8 protein-coding genes and 1 pseudogene are annotated in these 11,830 nt (G+C 56.2%); 5 read left to right on the plus strand and 4 right to left on the minus strand.

The annotated features are described in order from the left end of the window. Window positions 1-85: 85 nt before the first annotated feature. Both ACMGGN_RS18980 and ACMGGN_RS18985 read right to left on the minus strand, forming a co-directional pair. Entirely contained in the window at window positions 86-565 is a 480-nt protein-coding gene (locus ACMGGN_RS18980; protein ID WP_012312588.1) for an NYN domain-containing protein, read from the minus strand. Between the two features lie 63 nt (window positions 566-628). Continuing rightward, window positions 629-1,381, minus strand: coding sequence for a DUF2076 domain-containing protein (locus ACMGGN_RS18985; protein WP_414156189.1), 753 nt, complete (start codon window positions 1,379-1,381; stop codon window positions 629-631). Window positions 1,382-1,534: 153 nt separating this feature from the next. Here ACMGGN_RS18985 and ACMGGN_RS18990 point away from each other — a divergent pair, with 153 nt between their 5' ends. Beyond that, window positions 1,535-2,191, plus strand: a complete 657-nt coding sequence (locus ACMGGN_RS18990; RefSeq protein ID WP_012312586.1) for a YciC family protein — start codon at window positions 1,535-1,537, stop codon at window positions 2,189-2,191. Window positions 2,192-2,203: 12 nt separating this feature from the next. Here ACMGGN_RS18990 and hrpB read toward each other — a convergent pair. Beyond that, window positions 2,204-4,363: pseudogene (gene hrpB / locus ACMGGN_RS18995) on the minus strand (ATP-dependent helicase HrpB); the annotation flags it as partial. Between the two features lie 68 nt (window positions 4,364-4,431). Between hrpB and ACMGGN_RS19000 the strand changes: the two are divergent. From ACMGGN_RS19000 to ACMGGN_RS19015, 4 genes are read left to right on the plus strand one after another with little or no spacing between them, the layout of a single operon-like run. Further along, complete coding sequence (locus tag ACMGGN_RS19000) at window positions 4,432-6,792, plus strand: hypothetical protein (protein WP_414156190.1); 2,361 nt, start codon at window positions 4,432-4,434, stop codon at window positions 6,790-6,792. After that, window positions 6,776-8,878, plus strand: coding sequence for an integrase (locus ACMGGN_RS19005; protein WP_414156191.1), 2,103 nt, complete (start codon window positions 6,776-6,778; stop codon window positions 8,876-8,878). Before ACMGGN_RS19000 ends, ACMGGN_RS19005 begins: the two co-directional genes overlap by 17 nt. Continuing rightward, complete coding sequence (locus ACMGGN_RS19010) at window positions 8,875-9,501, plus strand: hypothetical protein (RefSeq protein WP_414156192.1); 627 nt, start codon at window positions 8,875-8,877, stop codon at window positions 9,499-9,501. Before ACMGGN_RS19005 ends, ACMGGN_RS19010 begins: the two co-directional genes overlap by 4 nt. After that, a complete protein-coding gene (locus ACMGGN_RS19015) occupies window positions 9,479-10,942 on the plus strand; it encodes a tyrosine-type recombinase/integrase (RefSeq protein ID WP_414156193.1) in 1,464 nt (487 codons plus the stop codon). Before ACMGGN_RS19010 ends, ACMGGN_RS19015 begins: the two co-directional genes overlap by 23 nt. 396 nt (window positions 10,943-11,338) lie before the next feature. On the opposite strand, the gene ACMGGN_RS19020 is transcribed toward ACMGGN_RS19015, so the two are convergent. Then, window positions 11,339-11,575, minus strand: a complete 237-nt coding sequence (locus tag ACMGGN_RS19020) for a hypothetical protein (protein ID WP_414156194.1) — start codon at window positions 11,573-11,575, stop codon at window positions 11,339-11,341. Window positions 11,576-11,830 lie beyond the last annotated feature (255 nt).

Genomic DNA, 11,830 nt, shown 5'->3' on the forward strand with positions numbered 1-11,830 from the left:
GTTACAAAACCGGATTAATTGGGCAGCACAATTTTGCGTAATGGCTGGGGTATACGGCGCAATGGCAATCAAGCGCCGCCGAGCTTCAATGCTTCAACAACAGACGCCCTTCGATCGGCACATAGCGGCTGGCCGCTCGTATCAGCGACATGGCGGTCAACCCCGGCACACCGTAGACCACCGCCTCGGCGCCATGACGCTGTATCACCCGCTCCAGCAGCAGGTCGAAATCACCATCGCCCGAAGCCAGTACTACCTGATCGACACGGCTGGCTGCATCGATCACATCCAGGGTTATCCCCACATCCCAGTCACCTTTGGCCGAACCATCGCTGCGCTGGATGAACGGCTTGAGGCGCACATCGAAACCAAGGTTGCGCAGGATCTGCTGGAACTGCTGCTGTTTGCTGTCCCCACGGTCGATGGCATACGCCACGGCCTCGACGATCTCACCCTCGCGGCTGACTTCAGACCACAGCGCGGTGTAGTTGAAGTGACAGCCGTGGGCCTGGCGCACGGTGTAGTAGAGGTTCTGCACATCGGCGAACAGTGCGATTTTCTTCACTACATACCCTCGGCTGAAGGGGCGCAACGCGCCCCCGAAAATGCCAGCAGTATGCCAGACCGATCAGACGAAGGTGTCGTCGTCCGAGAAGAAGCCGCCATCATCGCTGCCATAATCGCTGTCAGCGAAACCACCCTGGTCAGCGCCCCAGCCACCATTGTCGGCCACCTGCGGCTGCGCGCCCTCGTCGTTCCAGCCAGCGGTATCACTGGCCGGGGCTGGTTCTTCCTTGATCACCTCAACCACCTCTTCCGGCTGCGAGTGGTGGTTGAACAGGCTGCTGATGCCTTGTGCCAGCAACACACCACCGGCCACACCGGCAGCGGTCTGCATCGCACCACCCAGGAAGCTGCTGGCACCACCCCGAGCCGGCGCGGCGCCGAAACCAGGTTGCGCAGCCTGCGGCTGGGAGAAGCCCGGGGCACTCGGCTCACGCCAACCGCCTGCCGACGCGACCGGCGTGGCAGGCCGCTGGGGCTGCTGTGATGGTTGGGCAGGCTGCGCATTACGCCCACTGGCGCCAAAGATGCTGGAGAGGAAGCCACCACTGCTGGTGCTGCTGGTGCGGGAAGCCTCGACCGGGGCACGAGCCTGTTTGAGCTCTGCTTCCAGTTGCTTGTTCTGTTCGTCCAGGCGCTTGAGCGCAGCCTCCTGTACCAGGATTGCCTGGGCCATGTAGTAAGGCGCCGCCGGCTGCTCGCGCAGGTGTTCCTCGATGCGCGCCTGGGCCTGTGCATCACGCGGCTGGCTGGGGTCTTCGGCTTGTTTGATGCGGCCAAACAGGCCATCGATCAGGGTTTGTTCTTCAGTGTTCATGGGCTACCTCGTGGGAAGCGGGACATCGGACGTGTCAAAGATGGGGCGCGCAGGCGGCGGATTCAATCACTGGCCTGGTGAAACTTTTTTCAGCAATTGACTGCTCTGGGCTAAAGTTAGGCCCCTGCTTTTACTGCCATGCGATGTTGACCGATGAATCCGCTGAGCGTTTTGCGCGACTCCCTCTACTTCTTCCGCCGCCACCTGGCAAACATCATCCCGCTGTGCTTGCCGCTGGTCGTACTCGAAGCCCTGGTAACCCAACTGTTGTACCAGCAGTTGGGCGACCAGGCATCACCGGCCTACAGCATGCTGGTGAGCCTGCTGTTCTACCCGCTTTACAGTGCAGCGCTGATTCTTTACCTCGACACCCGCAGCAACGGCCAGGAGATCCCAAAACGCGAGCTGTTTGCCCGCGCCATGCAGCTATGGCCGCAATTGGCGCTGCTGATCATGATCAGTTCGCTGCTGATCATGGCCGGGCTGGCGCTGCTGGTCTTCCCGGGGGTATGGATCATGATCAACCTGGTGTTCGCCGAGTATCTGCTGGTGCTGCGCGGCCTGCCGGTGGTGCAGTCGATGCGCGAAAGCGCACGCATGACCACCGGGCACTTCATGCGCATCATGCTCTGCGTACTTGCCGTGCTCGCACCGATCTGGCTGATTGACGGGCTGCTGCTGATCGCCTTCCCCGAGCCTGCCCCCGCCCTGGAGCTGGCCATGGCCAGCCTGCTCGGCTTCCTGCAGTTGTTCAGCACCGTGGTGCTGTATCGCCTGTTCATGCTGCTGGAGAGCAAGAACGACGCCTGAACTGTCTCCCAGTCAGGTACCGCGCGGTTTGGCCCGCGCGGTGGCCTCCGCCACCAGCGGGTCGTCCGGCCAGTAATGCTTGGGGTATCTACCCTTGAGGTCCTTCTTCACCTCTGCATAGGTGGTGCGCCAGAAGTTGGCCAAATCCTGCGTCACCTGCACTGGCCGCCGCGCTGGCGACAGCAGGTGCAGCTTGACCTGCTGGCGACCTTGGGCGATGCGCGGCGTGTCAGCCAGGCCGAACAGCTCTTGCAGGCGCACGGCGAGGATCGGCGGGTTTTCACTGTAGTCGAGGCGGATACTGGAGCCCGACGGCACAGCCAGGTGCGCTGGCGCCCATTCGTCCAGGCGCTGGGGCAGCGGCCAGGGCAACAGATTACGCAAGATCGAAGGCAGGTCCAGGGCGGCGAAATGGCTCAGCCGGGACACTTTGCCCAGATAAGGCTGCAGCCAGTGCTCCAGGCTGGCCAGTAGCGCCTCGTCGCTTAGGTCGGGCCACTCGCTATGGCCGTCTTTTTCCAGGTCAAGCTGGCGCAACAGCGCTATGCGCGCCTGCCACTGGCGTAGCTCTGGCGTCCAGCTCAGCAGGTTCAGGCCTTTGCGCCGCACCAGGCCTAGCAGTGCCCTGGCGCGGGCGTCATCATCCAGCCCAGGCAACGGTTCACGGCTGAGTACCAGTTCGCCGACCTTGGTCTGACGCTCGGCACGCAACACCTGCCCGCGCTCGTCCCAGTCGAGAATGTCGACGCGCTCGACCTGTTCGGCCAGCACATCGTCGAGCAGCGCCGGGTCGAATTCGGCAGCCAGGTAAATCCGCTCTTCCCGCTGCCCCTGACGGCTGCCCAAGTCGGCGATGACCAACCACGGGCATTTCATCAGCGCATCGGCCTCGGCGAACAAAGCAGCACGGCCGTTGGCCAGGCGGTACTCGGCCCCGCCTTCGCGACGCTGCTGGGCAACCCGGTCGGGATAGGCCAACGCCAGCAGGGCGCCGAGCCAACGTGGATGCTCAGGATCGGCAACCGCCGCACCGGCCTTGCCGCGCAACAGCCCCCGATACTGGCGGGCCAACTGCCGGGCACGCTGCACACCGCCCTGGCCGCCACGGCTGACCTGGCTGTCGCCGCTGATCAGTGCCAGCCGGCTATGCAGGTCGGCGCCACCTGCGCGCTGGATGTCGCGCTCGCCCAACAAGGCGGCAACATCGCAAGCCATCGCGGCCAAGCCCAGGTCCTGGCCGCGCAGTAGCAGGTGAGCGATACGCGGGTGAGCCGGAAGCTCGGCCATGGCCTGGCCGTGTTCACTGAGGTTGTCGCGGCTGCCCAGCTTGAAAGCGCCAAGCCGCGCCAGCAGGTCCTGCGCCTGGGAAAATGCCGCCGCTGGAGGCTGATCCAGCCAACGCAACTGGTCCGGCGTAACACCCCATCGGCCAAGCTGCAACGCCAGGCCCACAAGGTCTGCCTGGAGGATTTCGGCACTGCCATGTGCTGCCAGCTGGTCGTGCTGCGCCTCTGACCACAAGCGGTAGCACACGCCCGGCTCCAGGCGCCCGGCACGGCCAGCCCGCTGGGTGGCGCTGGCACGGGAGATGCGCTGGGTGTCCAGGCGCGTCATGCCGCTGCCGGGGTCGAAACGCGGTACCCGGGCAAGGCCGGCATCGATGACCACGCGCACGCCGTCGATGGTCAGGCTGGTCTCGGCGATGTTTGTGGCCAGCACGACCTTGCGCAGGCCCTGGGGCGCCGGATCGATGGCGGCACGCTGGGCATTGAGGTCGAGTTCGCCATGCAAGGGGCACAGCAGAATGTCCGGGCGCTCGGCCAATGATTCCTGCAAACGTTGGTGAACCCTGCGGATCTCAGCCTGGCCTGGGAGGAACACCAGCACACTGCCGGGTTGATCGGCCAAGGCCTGCAGCACGCTGTCCACCACCCGTGGCTCGATGAATTCCCCAGGCTGGAACGGCCGGCCCCAACGAATATCAACCGGGTACATGCGGCCTTCGCTGCTGATCACCGGCGCGTCGTCGAGCAGCCGGGACAGGCGCTCGCCCTCCAGGGTTGCGGACATCAGCAGAATTTTCAGCGGCGGATCGTCGCGCAGCAGTTCCCGGCCATTGAGACTCAGCGCCAGGGCCAGGTCGGCATCCAGGCTGCGCTCGTGAATTTTGTCATTTACACAGCCTTGTCAAATTTGCCAGACTATAGATATCACGCGCCTTACAGACGAGCAAGAGCCTCATGGAAAATCTGACAATTCTCAAAGGATCGCTGGCTTTGGTGAACTACCCGTTCACCACCCTGCCCCATGACGTCCTTGAGCTCATGCACCGCTCCTACGAGCCAATCGCGCTCGCCGGGATGGGCCAGCTGATCAAGATCTTTGACGCCTACTGCAACATCACCGGCAGCTCCATCACCTACGTCGGCCTCTCCTCTCCGAGCTTCGAGCGAACCGTCCGTGGCTTCCTTGGATCTCTGTACGACCCTACCTTCATCGACGTCACGCGACCGCTTTGCAACAGCTACGCTCGTGAATTCGTGCGCATGCTGCGCGAGATGGCTAAAGAAATCCCGCTGCTCCATACCTTTGAAGCGAACGGCGGCCGCGACGGCTGGCCGAAGTTTAATGAGAAATACTGGGTATCAATCAAAGACAATCTTGACCCGCTTGCCGTGAGATTCTGGAACGGCTGGCCCCTCTCTGATATCACGGGAAAAACATCGTACTTAGCGATACCTAACGTATGGATTTCGCATGGGCCTCAGTTTGCCGAAGAAATATATAGGTGCATCCGTCAGCATTTTCTTAAAATGCGACGCCCACGGAGCTCTGAGTTCAACGGCTTCTTAAACTACATTTCAGAACGCGCACAAGCGTGGCCTGTCGAAACGTTCCAGGATCCGATTCAGATCAAGCGCGTCTTCTTGGCGTACATGCTCCACTGGTTCACCGATCAGCACGAGCGCGGAATGGACATTCCAACCGCGACAAAAGCATACGCAGCCCTTATTAACTTAGTGAACTCCACAATGCTCGCATCTGGCGTGTGGGCAAAACCTTATGCAGGCTCAATTCCGAAACCGGGCATTCAACACGTTCGAGGCGCGGATACTAATAATAAGAAAAACACAAAGGGGGAAGTGATCAAGGTCAAACTGATCACCGAAATTCCTTATCATCTCACCGACACCCAGGCAATTGAGCTCATTTTCAAGAGCATTAAGGCCGACAACAATGCGCTGTACAAATGGGCGAACAAAATAGCTTGGCAAACATCCAACGCGCAAAAATCCCGGGATAGGCTAGCGCAGTTGGGAATCCCAGAAAAAGTTATCTATGCCACTTATGCGCAGCCTGAGGACGCCAAGCCCGAAGATGTGTGCGCTGCGGTCAAAGAGCACGGATTTGGTTACGTCCAAAAAGACTTCTCTAAGAGGTTCGGGAAGATCATTAACCGGGATATGCTCAACAGCTTCTTAAAAATTCCGTCCGCCACCGACCTATATCCGTTTAAAATTCTTCTGACGCATGAATACCCGTGCATTACTCAGTCTTTCTTGGATAACTTTGAGCTGTACGACAAGAAGGGTAATCTGACAGGCTTCATCAAACTGGACGGATATTACCAGCTGACTGGATACAAAGACCGTAAAGGCGGAGCTCACAGCGAGATCAAGATCAAGCTTAGACCTCGGGACGCTGTTCGCGTGCGGCAGATCATTCGCAGCACTCAACTGCTGCGCGACTACCTGCGTGCAGAAGGTGATGATGCGTGGCGACAATTATTTATACAGTGCTCCAGGGGTATCACGTACCCAACTAAGATGATGCCCACGAACTGGAACAGTGGAACATTAAAAACTCGATACCAGCACTTGGCTGGAGAGTTCGCCGAATTCATCGATCTGCCAAAGAAAGAAATCGAAGAGTTCATCTGCAGGATCTCGATCACGTCCCTGAGAGCCACGCGAGCGGTACTTCTCTATATCGAGAATAACAGCCTGACGGAAACTGCGGCGGCGTTAGGGCACACTAACGTTTCGCCTGATCTCCTGAGCAGCTATCTGCCTGAGCCAATCCTCGCCTTCTTCCAGACGAGGTGGATCAGGGCATTCCAGCGCGGGATCATCTGCCACGCTATGAAAGACAGCAAGCATCTGCTGAAAGTGTCGAACTTCCAGTCAATGGAAGAGTTGCACAAGTTCCTTGAGAACAACGCGCTCAAAGATATCCCTGAAGCAATGCGCGACCCGGAAGGCTATCGTGCGGCACGCGAGCGCACAGATGAAGATGCCCCGACAAAGAAAAGCAAGAAAAACGCGAAACAAGCGGCAAACGACGACAGTGCTGACCGCGTGATGATCTCTGTCGACGTCGGGATTCTGACTGCGCTCCTGTCCCTTGAGGAGGCAGTCCGGAAGTCTACACGTCAAGACGAGATCTGCGCCAGAGCGATGTACTGGGCGCAATTGACCAAGCTGCTCGTCAACGAGATCACCGAAGGTTACGAGTTCGAGCTTCAAGACTACTTGGCTACTGCCAAAACCCAGATTGACGCTGCCCAAATGGAGAGCCTGATTTATGCTGCTGCCGCCTGAGCTGAAATTCCTGTCCCCACTGCTTAACTCTCCGCGTGAAGAGTACAAGACAGCGCCCTGGCTGCTTAGCGACTTCGATGCGCCGGTGTGGCAGTACTCCTTCGGTTACAAAAAGAGTCCTAAAGAGCTGGACTGGCAAATCAAGCTGGCTGACGGCAGCTCTCTACTTGACAAGAAGAACGAAGACCTCTGCTTGGGGTTCAAGTACTACCTTACTTCCAGTACCCGCCGCGACTTTGACCTAGGCACTACCAATGAGCTGGAAGGCCAGCAAGCAAAGCAGTTCGGCAGAGCTTGTCAGATCATTGACTTCTTGCTGATCAACGACAAGCGCTACCAGCTTTCCACGTACGGCCTAGCGGGTCTTACAGGGGGCAATCTCATCGAGATGCTCGAGACCTTCTCCAAGACGCCTTCCAGCGCAGAATCGGTGTACAACTGGACGCCGACGCTGCGGGAGTTCTGCCACAGCATCTTGGCAGACACGAGCGAGATGGAAATTCTCAGCGTGCTCAAAGAGCGTCCACAGCTGCTCATCATTACTAACGAGCAGAAGGATGACGACGAGTTAGGCATCGCTCACGAATTGATTCCACCGATCCGTGCTGCGCTCTACATCCGAGGGCTGTACGGCACACCGCAGGTCGAGTATGGCCATCAACCAAACACAATCAGGCTTTCGGCCATCCTATACCCGAATGTGCTGTGGGGTAAAAACCAGTTCAAGCCAGTTCACTCTATCCTTGGGTTCAATGACGATACGTCACTCTTCACCCGAGAATACCCAGGAGTTCGAACAAATACGGGTGCGCTTGAGCTAATGCGTGACCAGACGTTCTTCACCTACAGAAGCGCTGTGTATAACCTCGGCACGCTCCACGAAATCGGCCTGCCGGCGCCTACGTTCAAAGCACTGAAAGAAGCAGATTGCTTCACCCCTGAGCTTGGCACCAAAGGACGATTCCGTACCGTGCCGTCGGATCTGGTGTTCACGTCCCTGCGCAATGCGATTGAGCTGCACATTGAGCATGGCTCGGAGATCATCAAAGGCTTCTGTCGTATCGCTATCGAATGCCAAAAGCGCGGTGTGAATCCCTCTACGCTTTCCGAGGCAGAGGTCAGACACATCGTTGGCCCTTACCTGGTTAACCTTGGCGTTTCACGTCTCTCTTTGAGCGCCCGGATCATCGACACCAAGACCCTGCGCGAGTCTATCAAGGGCGACAAGGAAGACTTCTATTCGAACCTAAGGTCAAACGTAGGTCTGTACGACCTTCTGGCCGCTTACGTTGGGAGCATCCAGCTCACTATCGGCATACTCATGGCAAGGCGCGTCAGCGAGCTGTATTCGTTGAAAGCTGATAAATGTTTAGACGAGACTGAAGAATGGCTACTGTTCGGTAACGGCAAGAGTACCAGGCACCTATTTGGTCTGCGCCGAACAGAAGCTCGTCCAATCGAGCCCATCGCTGTCGACATGATCAAAAACCTGATCAAGATGCAAAAGGTCTTGCTAAAAATCGGCTACATCAAGTCATATAAGACACTATTTGCATTACCGCAAATGCGTGGGACGCGAGAGTTCATCGATTCGAGTAGCAACGGTTACAATCGCAACCTTGACATATTCTGCGATTACTTTGAAACGGACGTAACCGATGAAGGTCAGCGCTGGTATCTGCGACAGCACCAAATGCGCCGCTTCTTTGCGATGTTGTTTTTCTATTGCGGAAGCTTCTCCAGTCTCGACACTCTTCGGTGGATGCTTGGGCATGCCAGCCTCCAGCACGTCTACAATTACATAACTGAAAGTACAGATGGCGCATTACTCAATTCTGCTGCTGCTCAGTTTGCAGCTGAAAACATTCACGTCGGCAATATTGAAAACTTCACAGTACTAGCTGAGATGCTCAAGGAGCGATATGGCACTGACGATTTCGGGTTGATTCCGAGCTCTGAATTGGAAGACTATATCACTGACAAGATTAACGAGGGCATGGTCGAAATTGCGCCTGTGTTCTTCACTGATGCTATGGGTGAACACATGAAAGTGGTAGCACGCCTCAAGCATGGAGTCGCAGCATGACAGATCGCCCCTCACGTAGCGACGTAGCCAAGGCGGGAGTCTTGGCTCTTGAGCGCCTTCTTGCCCAAGTGATCACCAAGCCGAGCGATTTCGTCGCGGATGCAGAGCTGCGGAGTGCCCTCAATAGCCAGGCTGGCCTGGCTTCGCTGGATCGCGTTGTGAGTGCCGGTGGGGAACCAGCCACCAGTACCATTCCAACTAGTCTCAATACGCTGAAAAAATACAGCGATGAGTGTCTGATCGGTGGCTTCAACAGCCTCAACGCCCTGCGAATGAAGGCTATCGAGGCGTTTGAGCGGGAGGAGCGCAAGAAGGCCAAGAGTAACAAGCGCACCAAGTCAGGGCTAAGCCTCAAGGTTCAAGACGTTGAGTCAGAGCTGGAAATGCTGCGCCAGACGAACTACCTACTGCTCCGAGGACTCCAGGATGCGCTCGGAAATTTCCGAGACCTCCGTGATGCCAAGGATTTCAAGCTCATAGAAAAATGGTCGTCTGACGCGATTGCTAGCCTGTTATCCATCACCAGTCTGTGCATTCCTCCTTTCAATCTCACCGAGACACCGCTGCCCAAGGTCTCATCCAATACAGTGGCTGACATCAATGACTACCGCAAAAAAGAATAAGGAGCGGTCGACGCACAAGCTCTATAGCTTGCTGGGCGAGTTTGATACCTTCAGTCACTATTCTGACGGCCGTACAAGTTTACGGGATGCAACTAACATCCCTTTTATGAATTGGCCGAATGGATCTCCGTGCATCATCGGAAACCTCTATATGCTCAGCCTCTTCAACAGGAAGGGCCGCGGATCAAAGCGCGGTCTATCTCGTTCAGGGCAGGACGGCGGTACGATGGGGGTTTATGCTGCAAGTTTGAGTCAACTATTACGTCGGTGCTACCACGACAAAATAGATCCGATAATGCTAACAGATGGCGATTTCACAGACTACATTACTGAGTTACGGGAAGAGCGGTCACCAGGAAGCCCGAGCGAACCGAAGCGAAACGAGGATACCATTTCCGAGATAGGTCGCGTATGGCTTGATTTTCTGGGAGTTGTCGGCCGACTGCATGGCTATCCCAATTTTGTGGCACCCGAAGGCAGGATTCGAGCTATAGAGAAAACATACCGACACAAGGATAAACTAGGCCAAATAAGAACCGAGACATACTTATCACATCACTCCTTTGGCCCTCCCTCACGAAAAAAGAAGATAAACCCAATTACAGCTGAGCAGATAGCGCTTCTTAGAGATACTGCTCGAAAAGAAAAATCGTCTCTGTTCGTCAAAGTAAGACGATCGCTGCTTATTGATTTACTAACTGACACTGGGGCACGACGCTCAGAAATTGAACAGCTTACAATAGATGATATTAAAGCCGCAAAAAAACTAAAAAACCCCACACTGAGACTAACCACCTTAAAGCAGCACGGCGTACTTAGCTTTAGGGAGGTACCCGTTCTACCCACGCTTCTTCACCACTTGAACAACTATGTGGAAAGGCAGCGTAACGATATCATGAAGAAAAAATACAAAGATGGCACAGACCATCGACGCTTCTTCGTCTCCGAGAGAAATGGCCGACCGCTATCAAGTAAATACCTATACAATGAAATCGAGAAACTAAAAGTAGCATCCGGAATTGAGACACCTATTTTCCCACACATGTTCAGACACCGCTTTATTACAAAGCTTTTCATAGATCTTATCCGTACGCATCAGATTACGAACGAAGATGAGTTCAGGCGCAACCTGCTAGATACCGAGATTTTTAAAGCTCAGGTGACACAGTGGACTGGGCATCTGGACACAAAGTCGATTAACACTTATCTGCACTTAGCCCTAGCGGCATCAGCGGACTACGCAGAGACTGTAAATACTGTTCACATGCAGCGCGCAATGGATGCCTACTTCGAACGCGAAGCCGAGCTAACTCGACGCTTGGAAGAAGGTTTGTCGGTGGTGGAATACAAAAAGGAGTTGAAGCTCCTGAAAGAGCTGGTACAGAAAGACTTTGAGGTTGCGCGGGTACGAGAGGCAACGACCAAGACCAAACACCTCTGAGCAAAGGGCTGGTATGGACTAGCCCTTCTTCACCACCTTGTTCGCAAGGACGCCTCAGATACACGCCCCCCCTGCGCAGAAAGCGTAGGCGGCCTCTTCGAGCCCGTATTGGCGAAATACACATGACATCGCTCACAGGGCCATCGACAGCCTGCTTCCACCTGCGGGCCCCGCTTGCTGCCTGGCTAGGGATTGCCCACACATAGGAAAGCCGGCAGCTTGTTAAACCAGATCGTCATCGTCCTCCAAGTCGCTGTCAAAGCTAAACGAGTCGAGCTGTCAGCGAGACGGACGCTGACCGGGGCTCGGCACCACCCATTGCTTCAACAAAGGGGCGCTCCAATTCGATCCTGATACAGCCAACTCACCACTGCTCGGCTAGGCCAGTGATTGGGATCATTTTCTCAAAGACTTCTCATCGCGTTGGCTCAACCCAAAATAGCGTTTGCCATCCTTGGCCATGCACCAAGGATTAAAGAAATCACGCAGATGTGGGAGCTCAGAATCAGGGTCTTTAGCGAGCTGACGGCGTACGGCAATCCGATAGCTGCGGTGCCATGTTTGCTTGTCAAAATGCTCGCTTTCAGCGGAGGTAATGCCCCGGATCGGGGTTTTGCGACGGCTTCTGCTCATTGAGGTGTTCGGGGGCTGATGAAGCGCGCTCATGCGTGCTTGCCCTGCCTGGCAGAACGTTCCAGCCTAGCACGACTGATGAGGATCGAATACACCAGCACTCCAGAGCTGGGACACGAGGAGGCACGAGCGTCCCCTGGCTTTGAATGGCAGGGCTTTATTTTCCTGAACATCTTTCAACGATCCTGATAGGAAGCCTGATGGAGCAAAGGTATAGGCGGCTCGTTCGAATCCGTAGCAGCGACACAAAACGGT

This window comes from Pseudomonas sp. BNK-30 (genome assembly GCF_047456185.1).
Classification (GTDB): Bacteria; Pseudomonadota; Gammaproteobacteria; order Pseudomonadales; family Pseudomonadaceae; genus Aquipseudomonas; species Aquipseudomonas putida_E.

Excerpts from the sequence above, each read along its gene's own strand:
- ACMGGN_RS18985 (WP_414156189.1), bottom strand. The coding sequence starts at position 1,381 with ATGAACACTGAAGAACAAACCCTGATCGATGGCCTGTTTGGCCGCATC.
- ACMGGN_RS18990 (WP_012312586.1), top strand. The coding sequence starts at position 1,535 with ATGAATCCGCTGAGCGTTTTGCGCGACTCCCTCTACTTCTTCCGCCGC.
- ACMGGN_RS19000 (WP_414156190.1), top strand. The coding sequence starts at position 4,432 with ATGGAAAATCTGACAATTCTCAAAGGATCGCTGGCTTTGGTGAACTAC.
- ACMGGN_RS19005 (WP_414156191.1), top strand. The coding sequence starts at position 6,776 with ATGCTGCTGCCGCCTGAGCTGAAATTCCTGTCCCCACTGCTTAACTCT.
- ACMGGN_RS19010 (WP_414156192.1), top strand. The coding sequence starts at position 8,875 with ATGACAGATCGCCCCTCACGTAGCGACGTAGCCAAGGCGGGAGTCTTG.
- ACMGGN_RS19015 (WP_414156193.1), top strand. The coding sequence starts at position 9,479 with ATGACTACCGCAAAAAAGAATAAGGAGCGGTCGACGCACAAGCTCTAT.
- ACMGGN_RS19020 (WP_414156194.1), bottom strand. The coding sequence starts at position 11,575 with ATGAGCAGAAGCCGTCGCAAAACCCCGATCCGGGGCATTACCTCCGCT.